Annotated in this window: 21 protein-coding genes; 8 read left to right on the forward strand and 13 right to left on the reverse strand. The window is 57.0% G+C overall.

Features of this window, described 5'->3' with window-relative positions; genetic code table 11:
• Positions 1–27 precede the first annotated feature (27 nt).
• The 7 genes from GRI35_RS11890 to fsa all read right to left on the reverse strand — a co-directional run bounded on the left by GRI35_RS11890 (position 28) and on the right by fsa (position 5,209).
• On the reverse strand, positions 28–702 hold the full coding sequence (locus GRI35_RS11890; protein ID WP_160614355.1) for a nitroreductase: 675 nt from the start codon (positions 700–702) through the stop codon (positions 28–30).
• 11 nt (positions 703–713) lie between these two features.
• A complete protein-coding gene (locus GRI35_RS11895; RefSeq protein WP_160614356.1) occupies positions 714–1,061 on the reverse strand; it encodes a hypothetical protein in 348 nt (115 codons plus the stop codon).
• 65 nt (positions 1,062–1,126) lie between these two features.
• A complete protein-coding gene (locus GRI35_RS11900) occupies positions 1,127–1,642 on the reverse strand; it encodes a hypothetical protein (RefSeq protein WP_160614357.1) in 516 nt (171 codons plus the stop codon).
• Entirely contained in the window at positions 1,639–2,400 is a 762-nt protein-coding gene (locus GRI35_RS11905; RefSeq protein ID WP_160614358.1) for a hypothetical protein, read from the reverse strand. Before GRI35_RS11905 ends, GRI35_RS11900 begins: the two co-directional genes overlap by 4 nt.
• A 55-nt stretch (positions 2,401–2,455) precedes the next feature.
• Positions 2,456–2,725 (reverse strand): hypothetical protein, encoded by a 270-nt coding sequence (locus tag GRI35_RS11910; protein ID WP_160614359.1) that lies wholly within the window; start codon positions 2,723–2,725, stop codon positions 2,456–2,458.
• A gap of 3 nt (positions 2,726–2,728) precedes the next feature.
• A complete protein-coding gene (gene cobT, locus GRI35_RS11915; RefSeq protein ID WP_160614360.1) occupies positions 2,729–4,549 on the reverse strand; it encodes a cobaltochelatase subunit CobT in 1,821 nt (606 codons plus the stop codon).
• A 6-nt stretch (positions 4,550–4,555) separates the two neighbouring features.
• Positions 4,556–5,209, reverse strand: coding sequence for a fructose-6-phosphate aldolase (fsa, locus tag GRI35_RS11920; protein ID WP_160614361.1), 654 nt, complete (start codon positions 5,207–5,209; stop codon positions 4,556–4,558).
• Positions 5,210–5,442: 233 nt separating this feature from the next.
• Here fsa and GRI35_RS11925 point away from each other — a divergent pair, with 233 nt between their 5' ends.
• Complete coding sequence (locus GRI35_RS11925; RefSeq protein ID WP_160614362.1) at positions 5,443–6,057, forward strand: DUF2490 domain-containing protein; 615 nt, start codon at positions 5,443–5,445, stop codon at positions 6,055–6,057.
• Positions 6,058–6,061: 4 nt separating this feature from the next.
• Here GRI35_RS11925 and GRI35_RS11930 read toward each other — a convergent pair whose 3' ends face one another.
• The gene (locus GRI35_RS11930) at positions 6,062–6,751 is read right to left on the reverse strand and encodes a DUF4197 domain-containing protein (protein WP_160614363.1); all 690 of its coding nucleotides are present in this window, start codon (positions 6,749–6,751) and stop codon (positions 6,062–6,064) included.
• 58 nt (positions 6,752–6,809) lie between these two features.
• Here GRI35_RS11930 and GRI35_RS11935 point away from each other — a divergent pair, with 58 nt between their 5' ends.
• The 4 genes from GRI35_RS11935 to GRI35_RS11950 all read left to right on the forward strand — a co-directional run bounded on the left by GRI35_RS11935 (position 6,810) and on the right by GRI35_RS11950 (position 11,971).
• Complete coding sequence (locus GRI35_RS11935) at positions 6,810–8,975, forward strand: primosomal protein N' (protein ID WP_160614364.1); 2,166 nt, start codon at positions 6,810–6,812, stop codon at positions 8,973–8,975.
• Between the two features lie 19 nt (positions 8,976–8,994).
• Positions 8,995–9,633, forward strand: a complete 639-nt coding sequence (locus GRI35_RS11940; protein ID WP_160614365.1) for a glutathione S-transferase family protein — start codon at positions 8,995–8,997, stop codon at positions 9,631–9,633.
• Between the two features lie 78 nt (positions 9,634–9,711).
• On the forward strand, positions 9,712–10,362 hold the full coding sequence (locus GRI35_RS11945; protein WP_160614366.1) for a hypothetical protein: 651 nt from the start codon (positions 9,712–9,714) through the stop codon (positions 10,360–10,362).
• Between the two features lie 52 nt (positions 10,363–10,414).
• The gene (locus GRI35_RS11950; protein ID WP_160614367.1) at positions 10,415–11,971 is read left to right on the forward strand and encodes a cryptochrome/photolyase family protein; all 1,557 of its coding nucleotides are present in this window, start codon (positions 10,415–10,417) and stop codon (positions 11,969–11,971) included.
• A gap of 14 nt (positions 11,972–11,985) precedes the next feature.
• Here the strand turns inward: GRI35_RS11950 and GRI35_RS11955 are convergent, their stop codons facing one another.
• The 4 genes from GRI35_RS11955 to GRI35_RS11970 all read right to left on the reverse strand — a co-directional run bounded on the left by GRI35_RS11955 (position 11,986) and on the right by GRI35_RS11970 (position 15,202).
• Positions 11,986–12,873: a CPBP family intramembrane glutamic endopeptidase gene (locus tag GRI35_RS11955; protein ID WP_160614368.1), complete on the reverse strand. Its 888-nt coding sequence runs from the start codon at positions 12,871–12,873 to the stop codon at positions 11,986–11,988.
• Positions 12,874–12,975: 102 nt separating this feature from the next.
• Positions 12,976–13,752: an isocitrate lyase/PEP mutase family protein gene (locus GRI35_RS11960; RefSeq protein ID WP_160614369.1), complete on the reverse strand. Its 777-nt coding sequence runs from the start codon at positions 13,750–13,752 to the stop codon at positions 12,976–12,978.
• Positions 13,749–14,801 (reverse strand): bifunctional DNA-binding transcriptional regulator/O6-methylguanine-DNA methyltransferase Ada, encoded by a 1,053-nt coding sequence (ada, locus tag GRI35_RS11965; RefSeq protein WP_160614370.1) that lies wholly within the window; start codon positions 14,799–14,801, stop codon positions 13,749–13,751. The genes GRI35_RS11960 and ada overlap by 4 nt, the downstream gene beginning before the upstream one ends.
• A gap of 5 nt (positions 14,802–14,806) precedes the next feature.
• The gene (locus GRI35_RS11970; RefSeq protein ID WP_160614371.1) at positions 14,807–15,202 is read right to left on the reverse strand and encodes an SRPBCC family protein; all 396 of its coding nucleotides are present in this window, start codon (positions 15,200–15,202) and stop codon (positions 14,807–14,809) included.
• Positions 15,203–15,309: 107 nt separating this feature from the next.
• Here GRI35_RS11970 and GRI35_RS11975 point away from each other — a divergent pair, with 107 nt between their 5' ends.
• On the forward strand, positions 15,310–16,854 hold the full coding sequence (locus GRI35_RS11975) for a trypsin-like peptidase domain-containing protein (protein ID WP_160614372.1): 1,545 nt from the start codon (positions 15,310–15,312) through the stop codon (positions 16,852–16,854).
• Between the two features lie 100 nt (positions 16,855–16,954).
• On the opposite strand, the gene GRI35_RS11980 is transcribed toward GRI35_RS11975, so the two are convergent.
• Positions 16,955–17,782 carry a TauD/TfdA dioxygenase family protein gene (locus tag GRI35_RS11980; RefSeq protein WP_235900211.1) on the reverse strand — a complete coding sequence of 276 codons (828 nt, stop codon included), beginning with the start codon at positions 17,780–17,782 and terminating at the stop codon, positions 16,955–16,957.
• Positions 17,783–18,072: 290 nt separating this feature from the next.
• Between GRI35_RS11980 and GRI35_RS11985 the strand changes: the two genes are divergently transcribed.
• Together GRI35_RS11985 and atpA are read left to right on the forward strand one after the other, a co-directional pair.
• On the forward strand, positions 18,073–18,627 hold the full coding sequence (locus GRI35_RS11985; protein WP_160614373.1) for a F0F1 ATP synthase subunit delta: 555 nt from the start codon (positions 18,073–18,075) through the stop codon (positions 18,625–18,627).
• Between the two features lie 3 nt (positions 18,628–18,630).
• Complete coding sequence (gene atpA / locus GRI35_RS11990) at positions 18,631–20,157, forward strand: F0F1 ATP synthase subunit alpha (RefSeq protein WP_160614897.1); 1,527 nt, start codon at positions 18,631–18,633, stop codon at positions 20,155–20,157.
• Positions 20,158–20,279: the final 122 nt, after the last annotated feature.

The raw sequence follows: 20,279 nt of genomic DNA on the forward strand, positions 1-20,279 counted from the left end.
CGGTATCTGGGCTGGCCTCTGGCAGTCCTAGTTAAAGCCGTGCCAACTGATCGCTTCACCAAGTTCAGCACGCGCGACATCAAACTGGTTAACCGGTGCGTCCGGATCGCGGTATCCGATGCCCATACCGCAGAAGAAAATATGATCATCCGGGATCGGCACAGCAGCGCGAATTTGTTTGGAATACATCGCCCAAGCCTCCTGCGCGCAGCTATCCAACCCCTCTTCGCGCAGCAGCAGCATGATCGTTTGCAGCCACATGCCGATATCCGACCATTGCGGCGGTCCCATATATTTGGGCGTGTGAATGAGCATCATAACAGGCGCGCCGAACGCCCTGAAATTATTGGCAAACCACATCAGGCGGCCGGCTTTGTTGTCGCGCGCAATATCAAGCGCGGTGTAGAGATCTTCACCCACACCGCGGCGGCGTTCTTCATATGCTCCGTCGAGGTCTTTGGGATAGATGTCATATTCCGGCGACCAAGCATCCTTGCCCCGCCCCAGCACATCGGACACCGATTGGAACAGTGCCTGCATCGGCTCGCCGGTAATAATCTGAGCATTCCAGGGCTGTGTGTTCCCGCCAGATGGCGAGCGCTGCGCAGTGGTAAGAACACGCTCGAGAACCGCGCGATCGACCGGTTCATCCAAAAAAGCGCGGACGGATCGGCGGGATTGGACGGCTTCGGTTACGTTCATTTTCTACCCTCTTAGCGGCAAGCGATAATAGTCAGCGACGGTCCGCTAATCTCGAGCTCGGCTTCCATTACCGACTTATCGCACCCTGCGCCTTCATATTGTTTGCCATCGGACTGCCAAGATATGACCGCCTTCCCATCACCCTCAAGCCTGCCCTGAAAATGTGCCGACTCAAAAGGTGCTAGGTCTCCTAACGAGCGCGGGTTTACACCGTCGCTGATCGTCACTTCCGAAATTGGCATGTCGGAAGAGTTGGTAACCAACGCATTGGTTTCAGCGCCGCCGAAGCGAGTAAAACCAAATACTGCGACCAAAATCACGAGCGCAGTCGCAAGCACAATTATGGCAATATTTCGCATTGAACGCTCCGCGTCATCTCATCAGAAGTGATAACCGCCGGAGCATTCAACCGAGATCAGCGTAGTTAAGGCGCTTCGGCCGTCGTGTCATCGTAATTCATTGCCCGAATGTCATCGGACATATCATCCGAATCGACCAGCTTGGCGTTCTTGTACTTTTTGCGGAACTCCTTTTCAGAGCTCGGCGAAATGTTTGGGCGACCACTCAGGAAACCCATTTTGATCTTGCAACGTACAAATTGCGTTTCGTCAGGCTCCACTTCCAATGTCAGAATGTCTTTCGATTCAATCGACTTGGCTTTGAAGCTGCGTTCGCCAGGTTCTGAAACCAGCACGAAATACCGTCCGCTGCCCAGCGAGCTCAGTTTCTCGGTACCTTCCGCTTCAAATACACCGCAACCGATAGCCGCGCCAGAAAGGCCGCCGGTGCGATAAAAGATGATCTGACCCTTGCCTTCTGGCGGCGTAGGAATCTCGAAGCCGTCTGTTGCTTTATCCTGCGCAACCACCGCTGGAGCTGCCGCGGTCATTGCGACCGGAGCAGATCCAGCCATTGCCAATGCCGTAAAGATCTTCTTCATGTCTTTCCCCTTACTTGATCCAATTGATCTGTATCGTTTTCCGGCTGCCCAGCGGCCGGTTTGGCTGAAGCTTTTTTCATCTCTGTTTCGGTGCCAACCGCTCCAGCAGACGTGTCAGCCTTGCGCTTAAGTCCAACGTCCTTCGCGATGAAAAATGTCTCGTCAGCGCGGAATTTCGCGGTCGCCAGAGTTCCCGGCTCAATCGTAGTATTGCCGCCGCCGATAAGAAGCCCGAGCGGAAGAAGCACGGCAGTCGCTGCTATCGCGACACCCGAATTGTCTTTCCCTTTGAAAGGCAACTCATCGCCTTCTTCAATAAACCGAAAACTGCGCAGCGGAATACGGCGCCCCTCATGCTCAAGATAGCGCGCCGCCAGAATCAACTCACCAGCAGAAGCCCCAAACCCGCTCTTCTTCGCGTGGACCACCTGCCCCTCGCCGACAATTCCCGCTGGCAAAACTTCGACACCATCAATCTCGACCGCTTGTGCCAGCTTGATCGGGAAAAACTCTTTCGCTTGGCTGATCTTGGAGCCCATTTGAGCTTCAATGGTGATGAAAATCTTGTGACCTTTCGCCGCCACTAGCTCGTTCGATTTTACTCCTTGGCTTTGGAGCAAAACCTCGCTGTCCGTAGGGCTGTCCACCGCGGCCAAGCCGTCTGATGGTAGCTGCTCATCTTCCGAAATTGCTATGGGTTCCGTAGCCGACCCGACCGGAGCAGCTTGACCAAGCATCGCAATTAGAATTGAGAACAAAGCTGTGTCCCTATATCTTAACTATCGCCAATCATTATCCATTAGCCGCCCAGGGTCAAACGCTTAAGCCTGACCAAATCATAATCAGACTGAGCGGCAGCATGATAATGGCAACGACGCGGGCAAATTTCGCCGACGGAAACCGTCCAGAATAGCTTTCGAGTTCGCGCTTTTCTTCAAAGAAGGCCTCGTCTGCCCCCGCGTCGATTTCCCGCAAACGCGATTGTCGTTGATCGGAATTTTGGATGCCATATTTTGGCCAGATAAACGTAGCTAAAGAAACAATTGCCCACATCAGCCCAACTGCAATCATCAGCCAATCCATCGCTTACCCCTTCGTATCGAACAGCCCGGCCAGTTGCTCGATAATAGTCCCGCCTAATTGTTCGACGTCCATGATCGTCACCGCGCGGTCATAATAGCGCGTGACATCGTGGCCGATACCAATCGCCGCCAGTTCGACCGGTGAGCTTTTCTCGATCCATTCGATAACGCGGCGCAAATGCTGTTCGAGATAGCCTGCGGTGTTCACGCTGAGAGTAGAGTCATCGACCGGCGCGCCGTCGGATATGACCATCAGGATGCGGCGATCTTCTGGCCGCATGAGCAAGCGTTGGTGCGCCCACATCAGCGCCTCGCCGTCGATGTTTTCCTTAAGCAGCCCTTCGCGCATCATCAGGCCGAGATTGCGTCGGGCACGGCGCCATGGTTCGTCGGCCTTTTTATAGATGATATGACGCAGATCATTGAGCCGGCCCGGCTGCGGCGGCTTGCCATCGGCGAGCCATGCTTCGCGGCTCTGCCCGCCTTTCCATGCGCGGGTGGTAAAGCCGAGAATCTCGACCTTTACGCCGCAGCGCTCCAATGTCCGCGCCATAATGTCGGCGCTGATCGCAGCAATCGAAATCGGGCGGCCGCGCATTGAACCGGAATTGTCGATCAACAGGGTTACGACCGTGTCTTTGAATTCCTGATCGCGCTCGATCTTGTAGCTGAGCGCATGCCCTGGCTGCGTGACCACACGGGCAAGGCGGGCTGCATCGAGAAGCCCCTCTTCCTGATCGAAATCCCAAGCGCGGTTTTGCTGCGCCATCAAGCGGCGCTGCAGGCGGTTCGCTAGCTTAGTGACGATGCTTTGCAAACCGGTCAGCTGGCTATCGAGATAAGCGCGCAGCCGGTCGAGCTCTTCGGTGTCGCATAGCTCGGGCGCTTCGATCTCTTCATCAAACTTGTCGGTGAAGTGCTTGTAGTCAAAGTCGCCGGGAATGTCGGTCCATGGCCGGTTCGGGCGGACAGGCATCATGCCTTCCTCGCCCTCATCGCCCATCTCGCCGTCGCTCATTTCCTCTTCGGAAGATTGCTCGGTCTCGCTCTCGCCAGTGTCTTCACCTTCGGCAGCTTCTCCGGCCATTTCGCCGGTTTGCGGATCGCCTTCAGCGCTATCCTCGTCGCCGTCCTGTTCTTCCTCGTCTTGGCCCTCTTCGTCCTCGCCGTCCTCATCATCGGAACCGCTATCGGTTTCCTCTTTGATAAGTTCGAGATTGCGCAACATATCGAGCGTAAGCGATTGGAAAGACTTTTGATCGTCGAGCGACAATGCGAGCGATTCAAAATCGCTTCCGACCTTCTCCTCAATCCACTCGCGGACCATGTCGACCGCAGGGACAGCGCGTTCAGGTATCTCCTGCCCGGTCAGCTTTTCGCGCAGCATCAGCGCCAGCGCGCCCTGCACCGGAACCTCATCCTTGCTCTGCGCACGGGTGATAGGATCAGCACCCATACGGACCATCAACGCGGCATCAAGATTGTCGCGCATACCGCTGAAATTATTGGAACCGAGCGCTTCATAGCGAACCAGTTCAACTGCATCATAGCAAGCGCGCGCGAGTGGCTCTGACGGCGCGTTGCGGGCATGCATCCCCTCACTATGGTGCCGCAGCTTGAGCGCGAAACTATCCGCGAAACCGCGTGCTTCCTGCGCTTGGTCGACGGGCAGGTTCCGGCCGGGCAAAGGCACGCGGAAATTATTTCCGGTAGAGGACGGCGCATCCGCACTCCACGCGACTTCCACCTCCGGCTCGCGCGCGATCGAACGGCTGGCGCCTGTCAGCGCCTGCTTAAACAGGTCGAGAGGAGTGTCGTCAGCCAATGTGCGTTATACGATAGACTGGCCGGTCTTTTCCCAATCGGCAAGGAAGCCTTCGATGCCCTTGTCGGTCAGTATATGTTTGAACAGACCTTTGATCACGGCTGGCGGCGCAGTCATGACATCCGCGCCGATCAACGCGCTTTCCAGCACATGCGTTGCATGACGAACCGATGCGACCAGAATTTCGGTTTCAAAATCGTAATTGTCGTAGATCTGGCGAATGTCGCGGATCAGATCCATGCCGTTCGAGCCGTTGTCATCATGGCGGCCAACAAATGGCGAGATGAACGTCGCACCGGCCTTCGCCGCGAGCAATGCCTGATTGGCGGAGAAGCACAGGGTGACGTTGACCATCGTGCCGTCCATGGTCAGCGCGTTGCAGGTTTTTAGGCCATCAATCGTCAGCGGAACCTTGATGCAGACATTGTCCGCAATTTTGCGCAGGACTTCGGCCTCTTTCATCATCGTTTCGTGATCGAGCGCGACCACTTCGGCGCTAACCGGGCCATCAGTCAGCCCGCAAATCTCCTTCGTCACCTCCATAAAGTCACGCCCCGACTTGGCAATCAGCGACGGGTTGGTGGTGACCCCATCGAGTAAACCGGTAGCGGCCATTTCCTTTATGTCGGCAATTTCAGCAGTGTCGGCGAAGAATTTCATGTGCGTGCTCCGGTGCGGCGATGATTCGATGCGTTCTAGTCGCATAAACTAGTCGCATAAAGGCTGAACCGAAACCACCCCATGAGGTTCCGATGCACACGCGGTTTGCGCAGACCACGGGAACCGCAGACAAAGCCTTAAGTTATATAGTCTAAATTGAACCGATATTTCCGGAGTTTGCAAAGGTGTTACCCCGCCATCTGTCCGTTCTGATCGCCGCGAGTGCTGCGGCTATGACAACGCCTGCCGTCGCAAGCGACGATGCATTTGAACTGTGGCTAAATCCATCGATATCGACCGATCTTGATGATGACACATCGATTGAGCTGGAAACCGCACAGCGTTTCCGCAGTGCCGCCGATGGCCGTGTTGATACCTATTTCTTCCGCGGTTGGGTAAAGCAACAAGTCTCCGACGAGTTCACTCTAGCCGGAGCCGTCGAGAAACGCTTCAACGATGGCAGCAGCGACGAGTTGCGCACGATGCAACAACTATCAGGCAAGCACGGTATTTTCCGAACGCGCGTAAGGCTGGAGCAGCGCTTTGTCGAAGATCGCGGCGGCAGAATGGGGTTACGCCTTCGTCCCCGTGCCGGGATCAGCCTGCCGTTAGGTGACAACGGAAAGTGGAGCGTCAAGACCGATGCAGAGCTGTTCTGGACCTTACGCGGGACCAGCCCAGGTAGCGATACCGGCATTACCGGACTGCGGACACAAATTGGCACAAGCTATGACATCAGCGACCAGCTTTCGCTTAGCCTGACCTATCTTCGTCAGCAGAGCTTCAGGGATAATGCGCCTGATCGAGTGGGCCACGCGCCGCTACTCGGAGTAGAATTTTCATTCTGAACTGTCAGAGACCAGCGGTCCCGAACACACCAATCAATACCGGATCGTTGGTACCACGCGGGTTGCGGCGAATTTCGGCTTCTTCAACACCCATCTCGTTCCAGATGGCGTTGTTGATATCGCCCGAGAAGCGATTGGAAACGCCCGCGACATCGACACCGCTCAGGCGCGATATCGCGCGGCCAATCACCGGATCACTGGCCAGCCGGATCGCATCTCCCAGTTCTGGTACCATCGCCTCTACCAGCGAAGTGCCCATCTCTCCGCGCAGGAACGATGTAGCGGCTGTCGGTCCGCCGCGCACAAGCTGTTCCGCCGCCTGAATACCGATAATCCGCACGGCATCCGCCACTAAGGGGGCAGCGCGTTCTGCGCCGCGTATCGCGACATCGGCAAAGGCATCTTCCAACTGGTCCTTGAACACCGCCGAGGTAAGGATGCCCGCCAGAATATTCCCGCGCGTACCCATGATATTGGCGAGGCCGATCCGGCCGACCTGCTGATCCCAAAAGCCGCCATCCGCGGTCAGCCGCGCAAAGGCGCGCTCACTGGAAAGAAGCAGCAGGCGCCGGATAGCATCGGTAAACCCAAAGCCCGGCAGTCCCGCACACCCGCTTAGTGCCAGTGCCCCGGTTGCGGCTCCGCCCACTATAAATGCACGCCGTCCTGTGTGATGGTCCAACAAATCGGTCATTTCAGTCCCCTCTTATCTTGTCGCGAAGGCCATAGTAGCCCCATATGATACGCATATCATGAACCGCGTCCGACTTATCATTTTCAACGCCGCTATCGGCCCGCTCGACTACAAGGTGCCGGATGGCATGAGCGTCGAATACGGATCGGTTGTAGTCGCTCCGCTTGGTCCGCGCCAGATCATTGGTATCGTGTGGGAAGAAGACCGCCTGCCCGGCGAAAGCGTTGCGGAATCGAAGCTGCGCAACATCATTGAAGTGCTACCGGTGCCGCCACTGAAAGGCGATTTGCGGCGATTGATTGAATGGACGGCGGATTATTATTGCGCATCGCTGGTGGCCGTTGCGCGGATGGTCATTGCATCGGGCGGTGCGTTGCGCGGCCCCACCAAGATGACCGAATATCGCCTGACAGGCACCGAGCCGGAGCGCATGACTCCGCAGCGCGCCGTGGCGCTCGACGCCCTGCAAAACGAACAAGCGACAATCCGCGAATTGGCCGAGCTTGCCAGCGTCAGCGACGGCGTTCTGCGAGGGTTGGTCAATCAGGGCGCGCTGGAACCGGTTGAGGTCGATATTGACCGACCTTATCCCCGCGCGAAAGCCGATCATGATCAGCCAGAGCTGTCAGCCGATCAGGAGAAAGTGGCAGACCGCTTTGTCGAAGCAGTAAAGGCACGCGAGTTTGTGCCGTTCCTGCTCGATGGCGTGACCGGATCAGGCAAAACCGAGGTCTATTTCGAGCCGGTCGCCGCCGCGCTTCGCGACAACCGGCAGGTGCTAGTTCTGCTGCCGGAGATCGCTTTGACCGAAGCCTTCCTGCGGCGTTTCGAGGACCGCTTTGGTGCAGCCCCAATCGTGTGGCATTCCAGCCTCAAATCGACCGAACGCCGCCGCGCATGGCGCGCCATCGCCAGTGGACATGCTCAGGTGGTTGTTGGCGCACGCTCAGCCCTGTTCCTGCCCTATGCCAATCTTGGCCTGATTGTCGTCGATGAAGCACACGAGATCAGCTTCAAACAGGATGATGGTGTCCGTTATAACGCCCGTGATGTCGCAGTAATGCGCGCGCGATTCGAGAAGTTTCCGATCATCCTGGCCAGCGCCACGCCTGCACTGGAAAGCCTGCAAATGGCGGAGAGCGGGATTTACGAGCGGAACGAACTGCCCAGTCGTTTCGGCGGCGCGACCATGCCGAGCATCGCAACCATCAACCTGACCGAGAACCCACCCGAGCGCGGGCGATGGATCGCGCCTGAACTTGTCGAAGCGCTGAAGGACCGGCTCGAAAAAGGCGAGCAATCGCTGCTGTTCCTCAACCGCCGCGGTTATGCACCGCTGACATTGTGCCGCAATTGCGGGTTCCGGTTCCAATGCAACAATTGCAGTGCATGGCTGGTCGAACACCGCTTCAGCCGCCGCCTCGCCTGTCACCATTGCGGGCATGAGGAAGAACCACCCGAAACCTGCCCCGAATGCGGCGAGCCGGAATGTCTGGTCGCTTGCGGACCCGGTGTTGAACGCATCGCCGATGAGGTTGCAGAGATATTGCCGGAAGCGCGCATTGCGGTTGCCACATCGGACACGCTCAACACGCCGGAGAAAGCCGCCGACTTCGTTGCTCAGGCAGAAGCCAAAGCGATTGATGTCATTGTCGGCACGCAGCTTGTAACCAAAGGTTTTCACTTCCCGGAGCTAACACTCGTGGGCGTGATTGATGCGGATCTCGGGTTGGAGGGCGGCGATCTGCGCGCTGCCGAGCGCACCTATCAACAAGTCGCGCAAGTCGCAGGCCGTGCCGGACGCGGCTCAAAGCCCGGCGAGGTGTTTATCCAGACCCGCCATCCAACCGAACCCGTTATCGCAGCTCTCGAAGCGGGTGACCGCGATGCGTTCTATACCGCGGAAACCGAGGCGCGGCGCAGTGCAGGCGCCCCGCCCTTTGGCCGCTGGGCCGCAATAATCGTGTCCTCCGAAGATGAAGCTGAGGCCAAAGAGGCGGCCCGAGCAATCGGCGGAACGCGGCCCAATATTCAGGATGTCATGATCCTCGGCCCCGCCCCCGCGCCAATGGCATTGCTGCGCGGACGGTACCGCTACCGACTGCTGATCAATGCCCGCCGTAGCGCACAGGTGCAGGATATCATCCGCAATTGGCTGGGCACTCTCGACTTCCCGCGCGGAGTGCGGGTAAGCATCGACGTCGATCCCTACAGCTTCGTATAATTCAATAAGGAACCCCATAATGCTCACCGTACATCACCTTGGAATCTCGCAATCTGAACGCGCCGTGTGGCTGTGCGAGGAATTGGGGCTCGACTATACTTTCAAACGGTATGACCGCCGCGCCGACAATCGCCTAGCACCCGATGAACTGAAAGCGCTTCACCCCGCGGGCATGGCACCGGTCATTGAGGACGATGGCTTGGTGATGGCTGAAAGCGGAGCGATCTGCGAATATATCGACCGCAAATATGGCGGCGGGCAGCATTGCCTTGATGCAGACCATCCAGATTTCGCCGACCATTTGTTCTGGTTCCATTATACCAATGGTACTTTCATGACGAACGGCATGATGCAGCTGATGCTGGCTATGGCCGAGCCGCAAAATGAAATGCCCGCTGCATTTGTGGCAGATCGCACGGCAAAAGCATGGGACATGGTCGAAAAACGCTTAGGCGAGGCCGAATTCTTCGGCGGGTCGCAATTGACTCTGGCAGATATCATGATGGTCTATTGCATCACTACCGGCCGGATGATGCGCCAATTACCGCTCGGCGACAAACCCAATACAGTCGCGTATTTACAACGCATCGGCGCGCGCGAGGCCTATCAGCGGGCCTGGACGAAGTGTGAACCCGGATTGGAGCCGAACCTTACCTAACAGGTTCTGCCATGCTGTTCAGGCCAATACCGCTCCACGAGATCAACGGTATCGAATGAACATAAGGGGGAATAAACAATGCGCAAATTTCAATCAGCGGCACTGGTTGCAGCAAGCCTTGCAGTGGCTAATTGCGGGCCCGGCGTGCCCATTGAACTGCCTGAAGATACAATTGCTGCGGCGCAGACCTGCTTCGCCGCAAAAGGTCTGGTTCTACGCGATGGCAAAAGCCAAGGCGACGATGTGACCTATGACGAATTTGTCGGCGCGATCAAATATCCGATGATCGCTGCAAGCCAAGTTGAGCCCTTCGACATGAACGCGATTATCACGATCCTGAACGGGGTTGAAGCAATTGCCGATGACGTTGCGACGAAGGACTATGAAGGCGCAGTCACCACTTGCGATAAGCGCTTTGCCGCCGCACCGCTTTCGCTTCCGGAAGACGATGATGATGCAATCATTTCCTGCACCGCAATGGCAGGCTTTCTCTCAGGTGTTGTTGAGGGGGAAGGTGAAGCATTTGGCGGCGACAAAGCGTCGGTCAACGCCCTGATGACTCGCCTCGAATCTGAAATGGAAACCAGCCCCGAATTGCTGGTCACTTTGGCGACCGGCAATGTCGAGGAAATGATGAACTCGGCGCTGAAAGACAGTTTCGCGCAAGGCGATGTCGATGGCTATGTCACGCAGTGCCAAAAGCGTTTCCCCGCAAAAAGCGAGAGCTAGATAACGAACGATATTCTCGGGAGCACATGCGTGCTTCATGCATTGAAGACGCATGGCTTCCGATAATAACTGCCCCATTCTTGTCCCGATCTTAGGCGACCAGCTAACCCGTGACCTAGCTTCACTGCGCGGCCGGACCAAAGACGATACCATCATTTTGATGATGGAGGTGTGGGACGAGGCGACTTACGTCAAACATCACAAGCAGAAGATTGCGCTGATCTTCTCCGCCATGCGGCACTTCGCAGAAGAGCTACGCGATGCCGGATGGGCGGTCGATTACACAAAGCTGACCGATGATGAGAACGCGCATAGCTTCACTGGCGAAGTCGCGCGCGCCGCCGAACGGCACAAACCGCGCGCCATCCACGTGGTCGAGGCAGGCGAGTGGCGCGTCCAGCAATCTATCGAGGAATGGCCCGACAAATTTGACTGCGAGGTCGAAATCTTTAGCGACGACCGCTTCATCAGTTCCATTGCCGAATTTCGCGACTGGGCAGAGGGCCGCAAAACGCTGCGCATGGAAAACTTCTATCAGGAAATGCGCAAGAAAACCGGCCTGTTGATGGAAGACGGCAAACCCATCGGCGGCAAATGGAATTACGACAAAGAAAACCGCGAACCGCCCAAAAAAGATATGGATGCCCCGGAACGGCCAAAACCTGAACCGGACGATATCACCCGCGAAGTCATTGATCTGGTTCGGGATAAGTTCGGCGACCATTTCGGTGATCTGGACAACTTTCACTGGCCCGTGACCCGCGAGGAAGCCGAAGACGCAGCCGATGCGTTTTTCGCCGAGCGGCTACCAGATTTCGGCACCTATCAAGACGCGATGGTGCACGGCCAGGATGATCTGTTCCACTCAATGCTCAGCACCTCGATCAATATCGGGCTGCTCGATCCGATGGAGCTCTGTAAACGGGCGCAGTTGGCCTATGACGACAGCACCGCCCCGCTCAATGCAGTCGAGGGTTTCATTCGCCAGATCATTGGCTGGCGCGAATATGTGCGCGGCTTTTATTGGTATCACATGCCCGATCTGGAAAGCGCCAATGCGCTGAATGCGCAGCGCGGCCTGCCGGATTTTTATTGGACCGGCGAAACCGATATGCGCTGCATGGCCGACTGCATCAGATCGACGAAAGAAAACGCCCATGCGCACCATATCCAGCGGCTGATGGTGCTCGGTAATTTCGCACTACTGGCCGGGATCAATCCGCGCGAAGTGCAGGATTGGTATCTGGTGGTCTATGCCGATGCCTATGACTGGGTGGAACTGCCCAATGTCGCGGCGATGATCCTCTATGCCGATGGCGGCAAGCTGGCGACAAAACCCTACGCAGCGAGCGGCAATTACATCAACAAAATGTCCGATTACTGCAAGGAATGCGCCTACTCACCAAGCAAGAAAACCGGCGAAGGCGCATGCCCGTTCAACCCGCTCTACTGGCATTTTATGGACCGTCACCGCGACCGGCTGGAAAGCAATCACCGGATAGGGCGGATCTATTCCAATTGGGACCGAATGGATGAAGAGAAGCGGCAGGACTATCTCGATAGTGCCGAAGCGTTTTTGAACACGCTAAAACCGGCTGGCAAAAGCTAGGCGAGAAACGACGACTAACCGTCGTTGCGCGACCACATTGGCTTGACCCAATTGCCTTGCTTGGCTGCTTGCCAGACCATCCAGATACCCGCAGCGGTCGCCACACCGAGCGCAATCACCGATGCCTCCAAACCGAACAGACCGCCGGAGAGCCAATCTTCGCCGTAGAGCTGCCCTTCGACCAGACCATCGAAATCGAAGCCTGAGACGGGCAAGCCCCAAATATACGACTGCGTCACATTCCAACCTGCGTGCAGGCCGATAGCAAGCCACAGCGAGCGGGTGAGCATGTACGCCCCGCCGAGCAAAATCCCCGCCTCAATCGCGATCGCTATCGAGGAGAACAGCGTCGCGTTGGGATTGTAAGCGTGGCCAAAGCCAAAAAGCGCTGAACTGATCACCAGCGCGACCAAGCTACCGGCAAACTCCTCCAACCAGCGAAAGATGATACCGCGTAGCAAAATCTCTTCGAGAACTCCGGCCGATACACCCGCGAGCAATACGATTTGCAACAGATCTGTCGAACCGCCGGGACCGAGTATGCGGTAAACACCAAGGACCGCAGCAATGCCGACAACGGTCGTGAAAATCGCTGCGCCGACGCCAAGACCCAGCAAGGTATCGCCGAACATACCCTGTGCAGGCATATCGTCTTTCTTGTGCTTCCCCATGCGCGCAATCACGAGCTTGTAGATAAGTACGCCTGCCAGCACCGGCAGCAATGTTCCCGCCACAAGGTCACCGGTTTCGCCAAAGCTCAGCTCAGACTTCCAGAACAGGTAGTCTGTCCCGACCGATGCGAGCAGAAACAGCGCGCCCGCGACGACCATAGTGACCAACGGAAAATCGAGCACCGTTTTCCAGAGCGGCGTGTCGGCAGATGCAGTTTGAACGTTAGACATACATTTCCCTCAAATATGCTGCGCGAGGGAGCCGAATTGCGCGCTCAAGTCAATCCATCAGCGGGATGCCATTCCCAAAACGCTACGCTTGCAGCCATTTTTCTAAACTGTATCATATGACGGGGTGCTGCCCGCAAACACAGATTTTGCCTCGCCTGACAACCAAGCCATCGCCGCTGCCCAAGGCCGGTGGCCATGGCTGATACGGGCCACACCGAGTTCTGCCAGTTCCGATGGATTTGAGAAACCGCCCTCAGAAGCTGGAGTCCAAATAATGTTCACCGGAATCGGGGATGCTTCGCAGATCGCCGCGATGCAGGCGCGGTTCGTTGTGAACGGCACAAATAGGCCGCCAGCGCCCGCATCGGCATAAGCCCGTGCGCGCTCAGCTACTTGCTCATTCAATTCGGGTCCGTGGGTTTCGGCTGGCTGCCCGCGAAAGACATCGCAGCGAGCATTGACGAACAGCCCGGTCTTGGCTGCGGCGGCGATCCGTGCGGTCTGATCCTCGATCGGAGTCAGCGCATCAAGGCCGGGCATACGATCTTCCAGATTGATCCCCGCTGCACCGGCTTTCATCGCCGCCCTCACGGACTCAGTCACCTGTTCGGGCGATGATCCGTAACCCGATTCCATATCGATCGAAATCGGTAGATCGGTCACGCTCGCAATCCGCTCAAGATTGGAAAGCACTGCGGATAAGGGAAAGCCCTCACCGTCGGCAAACCCCTGCGCCTGGGCTACACCATAGCTGCCGGTCGCAATGGCTTTTGCACCGGCATCAGCAACAGCCTTGGCACTGCCCGCATCCCATATGTTGAACAGGAGAAGCGGATCGCCGGGTATGTGCAGGTTTTTGAAACTTTCGATAGCTGTCATTGTTTGGCTTCCCTTTTGAGCAATTCTTCTTTGATGTTGGTTCCATAAGCATATCCGCCGAGCGATCCGTCCGAGCGCACCACGCGGTGGCACGGGATCAGTACCGCGACCGTGTTCGCGCCATTCGCGGAACCAGTGGCTCGCACAGCCTTCGGATTGCCAGCCGCAGCGGCGATTTCGGCATAAGAACGTGTTTCGCCAGGTGGAATTTTACGAAGCTCCTGCCACACCGCCTCTTGAAACGCAGTGCCTTGCACATCGAGCGGGATGTGCCGTGCATCGCCGGGCGTCTCGACCGCCGCGATCACGTCGGAGAGCAGAGCAGAAAAATCGTCCCCACCCTGTATCAAGTCAGCGCTCGGGAACCGCTCCGCAAGATCGCTTTCACTCTCGTTAAAGGACAGACGGCATACGCCTTTCTCGGTCGCGGCAACCAGCATTTTTCCCAGATAGGTATCTACCACCGCCCAATGTATTGCGACGTCTTTGCCTCCATTTTTCCATGCGCTTGGACTCATGCCCAACCTTCCTTCCATTGTATCGTAGAACCGTGACGGCGCAGAGAAACCCGCACCGTAAATCGCGTCGGTCACGGATGTCCCGGACCGCAGCGACCCTTCGGCGAGACGCGATTTCAGCGACCGCCCAAACTGCGCAGGCGTAAGACCCGTGTCCCGCTTGAACAGCCGGTGGAAATGGTGAGGTGCATAACCGACCTCAGCCGCCAGCTTGTCCAATCTTATGGTTCCACCGGCCCGTTCGATCAGGCATATCGCCTGCACCACAGCCTCCCTGTCCCGACTCAAATCGTCCGGGCGACACCGCATACATGCGCGAAACCCGGCTGTACGGGCCTCCGCTGCTTCAAAGAAAAACTCGACATTCTCGCGTTTGGGATGGCGCACCGGACAGCTAGGCTTGCAGTAGATCCCGGTCGTGCGCACTGCGCCAACAAACCGTCCGTCAAAGCTGCGGTCGCGGCGCATAAAGGCTTCCCAGGCCATGTCAGCATCAGGTCGCTGCGGTTCCAGGCGATCAGCCACTGCCATCAGCTCTACTCTACCACGCCTTTCATTGCGGCCAATCCGGCCTCCATCATCGGGCCAAACCCCTCCGCAACCGAGTCCGGCCAGAAGTCGGCTGTCCAGCGCACTTTGCAATGCCCGTTGCCCATATCATGGACTTGTAATCCGGCATTGTGGTGTTCCCAATCCTCGCTCGAAGCGGTCCACGCAATACGCATATTATCTGGATCAGAACCGACCATTTGTTCCTTAAGAACATTACCGTCTTCAAAAGTGACAATGCGAATTTTCGTCTTCGGGTCATATTGCGTGTCTTTCACCAATCCAGGCGCGACTCGAACGTGCAAAGCGCTCACATCCGCAATCGCGTCCCACGCCTCGCGGGCATTGCAATGCATTTCCTGCTCTCGCCAAATCGTTGCCATTGTACCGGCTTCCCTTCGTGACTCTCGAAAGCGGGTTTGCAGCAGTCGGGTACAGCGTGCATCCCAAATCTTGCTTTCAAAGCGGATTAACTCATAGAGGCAAAGCCATGCTACGCCTCTTTTTATCATTCGCGGCATTGCTCGGCCTGATGGTCCCGACACAGGCCTTCGCAGACCCGGCCGACGTTGACGCGGCCGCGCGCGGGGTAGTGAGAGTAGTCATCATCGGGACCGACGGGACCGAAGTCTATCCTGTCAGTCACGGAACCGGCTTCGCAATCACATCCAGCCGCATCATCACCAATGCCCATGTGGTGCGTGAGGCTTTGCAGGATGACACGCTGCGGATCGGGATCGTCCCGCCCGAAGGTAACGATTCCGGCTTTGCCAAGCCCATCGCCGTCAGCCCCAAGAACGATCTCGCTTTGATAGAGATTGTTGGCGATCTGCGCCTGCCTGCGCTCACGATATCCGGCAATGACGGCGCTGATAGCGGTGAGGTCTCTGCGGTTGGTTACCCGATGAATGTGGACCGCGCACAGGGACTCGACCTCAACGATATTTTTAATTCGCAGCCTCCGGTGAAGAGCCGCGGCTTTATTTCCGGCCGGCGTCCTTCACGCCAATTCGACTCGATCCTGCATACAGCGCCAATTGCACGCGGTAATTCGGGCGGACCGCTGCTCGATGGCTGCGGGCGGGTGCTGGGTGTGAACAGTTTTGGTGCGGATTCTTCGGGCTCCGACGCCGAGTTCTTCTTCGCCGTTTCCAATCGCGAGTTGATCCCGTTTTTGCGCGACAACAATGTAAGCGCGCAAATTAATGCCCTGCCCTGCCGCAGTCTCGCAGAGCTGGACGACGCCGAGCAGCAGCGGATCGAGCGCGAACAGACCGCGGCCCGGATCGAACTGGCACAGCGAACGGAGGCCGACCGCATGAAGCGCGACCGCGTTCAACTGGAAGCGGAGCTGGAGGTTGCAGAAGCCCGTGAAAATGCGATGGCGATTGCTTTTCTGCTCATTCTGCTAGGAGCCGGCGCAGGTGTCGTTGCGTGGAAAGCCCAAAGGCGCGGTGAGGAGTCCGACGAACGAATTCTCATGATCGGGGGCACAATCTCCGCCATCGCGATTGTCTCCGCACTGGCCCTATGGTTCACCCGACCGGGCATCGAGGCCATCGACCATAAGGTCAACGCCGCTATGGCAGGCGAGGATGAGGATGGCGGCGAGAATGCGAGCGATCCGGCGAACGGCACTCTCGTTTGCACGCTGCAAGTTGATCGTAGCCGGATTACCGGCACACCGGACGAGGCTATTGAGTTCGACTGGGCCGAGGATGGCTGCGTAAACGGACGCACTCAATATGGCGTCTCAGCTGGAACATGGTCGCGCGTTTTTGTTCCGAATGAAACCGATGCTGTCGCAATCAACAGCTATGATCCGGGCAGCAAAACGTTCCGCACAGACCGTTTTCTCCTCAGCCGTACCGCCATGGCAGAAGCGCGGACAACGCGCGGCAAGTACAGTCCGCCTAAATGCGGCGCAGTCGGCGCGGCGACCAGCCTCGGCGACATGCAAGGCGGCGTAACCGCGCTGCTCCCCGAAAGTCCAAATGAGCGGCTGGTATATTCTTGCGAGGTGAAAGGAGAATAACTTCCAGTTCGTCATTGCGAGCGAAGCGCGGCAATCCAGAGTGGCTGCGTGCAAGCTCTGGATGCCGCAGCATATGCGATGCCGCAGCGACGGTAGCAGCCTAAGCCGCCAGCGCTTCTCCGCTTAGCGTAATTCGGTGCATTTCGCGGCGGTGGCCGGCATAGTCGTTGATCGCATTATGCCAGCTCGTCCGGTTATCCCAGATCGCCACAGTGCCCGGCTTCCATTGAAGCCGGCAGCGATTGTCATCCATCACCGCCGCATCAAGCAGTTTTTGCAGCAGCGGCAAGCTCTGTTCGCGGGTTTGGCCCACGAAATGAATGGTGAAACCGCTATTGACATACAGCAGTTTGCGGCCCGTTTGCGGATGACGGATCACAACCGGATGGATTGCACCGGTCTTCAAATCCTGACCGCGCAGATTTTTGCCCATATCGGTCTGCGCATATAGACCATCGGCCTTATAGACATGATCGGCTGTGTGGAACGCTTCCAGCCCGTCGATCTCCGCTTTGATATCATCCGGCAGCGCATCATATGCCGCGCCCATATGCGCCCATTCGGTGTCGCCGCCGCTGGGCGGCAGATCGCGGGCGACCAGGACCGACCCCATCGCCGGAATCTGATCATAAGAATGGTCCGTATGCCACGCCCCGCCAATATTGGTGGATTCGTGCGCTTCCTTTTTGACCAGAGCGATCTCCGGAAAATCTTCGTTGAGCGGGAAGTAATTGTTCACATCGATCCCGCCCCAGCGGCGGCCGAATGTGATGTGATCTTCCGGAGAAAATTCCTGATCGCGGAAAACAGCGACGCCATGCTCGTAAATGGTGGTCTTGATCGCTTCCATCGCCGCGTCATCGGCACTGGCCAATTGTACACCGGAAACTTCTACGCCGCATTTAGGGGCCATCGGGGTCGTCTGCATTATTTTCTCCTCACGCGGATCGTTAGGTGTCCGCTTGGCGCGCATTATGAAGGAAAATCCGTGTCGCCTCAAGCGCGGCCGCGGACCGCCGTTAGGCATAGCCAAGCGGATGGACGTCTATGTCCGCGCTTCAGACCAAATTAAAGAGTCCGAAAAACGAACGACTCCTTCTTGCAATGCAGCATACCCGATGATAGGGGCGCGCCAGCTTCGCAGAGGCAGTGTTTTACACGCCTGTATCAGACGCAGCTAAGACAGATTTTTCTTCGGACCCAAGAGGACCAAAACGCGTGGATATTTCCGGCGGTATCAAGGCTAGCCTAGCAGGGCGTTACGCGTCTGCTTTGTTCGACCTCGCTTCAGAGGCTGGGTCGGTTAGCGCAGTCGAATCCGATCTCGAGAAGCTGCACGCAGCTCTTGGCGAATCGGACGAATTGCAAAACCTTATCACCAATCCGCAAATCAGCCGCACCCAGGCGGGTGATGCTATTGCAGCGGTTGGTAAAAAGCTCAAAACGTCTGAGCTTACCAACAACTTTCTCGGCGTGCTTGCCGGTAATCGCCGTCTTGGTGATCTGCCCGACATGATCCGCGCCTTCGGTACTATCGCAGCGGCACAGCGCGGCGAAGTGACAGCCACTGTCACCAGCGCGCATGAACTGTCGAAAGCGCAGCTGTCCACTTTGAAGGACAAGCTGACTGCCCGCGAAGGCCGTACCGTAAAACTTTCAGCCGATGTCGATCCGGAACTTCTGGGCGGCCTCGTCGTAACAATTGGATCGAAGCGCATTGATGGCTCGATCCGCACCCGTTTGAATTCCCTCGCGCAAGCGATGAAAGGCTAAATGATGGAAATCCGCGCCGCAGAAATTTCTAAGGTCATTAAAGACCAAATCGCCAATTTCGGCACCGAAGCTGAAGTCAGCGAAGTCGGTTCCGTGCTCTCCGTTGGTGACGGTATCGCCCGTATCCACGGCCTCGACAAAGTGCAGGCTGGTGAGATGGTCGAGTTCGCCAATGGCGTTCAAGGCATGGCTCTCAACCTCGAAGCCGACAATGTCGGTGTCGTGATCTTCGGCTCTGACGCCGAGATCAAAGAAGGTGACGTTGTTAAGCGGACGGGCACTATTGTGGACGTTCCGGTTGGCAAAGGCCTGCTCGGCCGCGTTGTTGACGCTCTGGGCAACCCGATTGACGGCAAAGGTCCGATCGAAAGCACCGAGCGTAGCCGTGTCGAAGTCAAAGCCCCCGGCATCATCCCGCGGAAATCGGTTGATGAGCCTGTGCAATCCGGCCTCAAGGCGATCGACGCTCTCGTTCCTGTTGGCCGCGGCCAGCGCGAGCTTATCATTGGTGACCGTCAAACCGGTAAAACCGCTGTCGCAATCGATACCTTCATCAACCAGAAGGAAGCGCATTCGGGCGACGACGAGAAGAAAAAACTCTACTGCATCTATGTAGCTGTCGGCCAGAAGCGCTCGACCGTTGCCCAGATCGTGAAGAGCCTCGAAGAAAACGGCGCGATGGAATATTCCATCGTTGTGGCGGCAACCGCTTCGGAGCCTGCACCGCTGCAGTTCCTGGCACCTTACACCGGCTGCGCGATGGGTGAATTCTTCCGCGACAACGGCATGCATGCCGTGATCGTGTATGACGATCTTTCGAAGCAAGCTGTTGCGTATCGTCAAATGTCGCTTCTGCTGCGCCGTCCTCCGGGCCGTGAAGCCTATCCTGGTGACGTTTTCTATCTTCACAGCCGCCTGCTTGAGCGTGCTGCGAAAATGAATGACGACAATGGCGGCGGTTCGCTGACTGCTCTGCCGATCATTGAAACGCAGGCCGGTGACGTGTCTGCATACATCCCAACCAACGTGATTTCGATCACCGATGGTCAGATCTTCCTTGAAACCGACCTGTTCTATCAGGGTGTTCGCCCCGCGATTAACGTGGGTCTGTCGGTTAGCCGTGTTGGTGGTGCCGCGCAGACAAAAGCAATGAAAAAGGTTTCGGGTTCGATCAAGCTGGAACTGGCCCAGTACCGTGAAATGGCTGCCTTCGCGCAGTTCGGTTCGGACCTGGACGCCTCGACTCAGAAACTTCTCAACCGCGGTGCGCGCCTGACCGAGCTGCTCAAACAGCCTCAGTTCTCGCCAATGCCGTTCGAAGAGCAAACCGTGTCGATCTTCGCAGGTACCAATGGCTACCTCGATAGTGTGGCCGTTGACCGCGTGAATGAATATGAAGCAGCTATGCTGAGCTTCATGCGCAGCGAGCACGCTGACATCCTCGCAACGATCCGGACCAGCGGCAAGTTCGACGATGTCAAAGACGATACCGTCAAAGCGCTCGACGCATTCGCTAAACAGTTTGCGTAAGTTTAAGTAAGAGAGAAACACCAACCTTCGTCATTCCCGCGAAAGCGGGGACCCAGAGCAAAGTAGCACTGAGACACCCTAGGTTCCCGCTTTCGCGGGAATGACGGAAAAAGAGGAAACTA

The organism is Pontixanthobacter aestiaquae (genome assembly GCF_009827455.1).
Classification (GTDB): Bacteria; Pseudomonadota; Alphaproteobacteria; order Sphingomonadales; family Sphingomonadaceae; genus Pontixanthobacter; species Pontixanthobacter aestiaquae.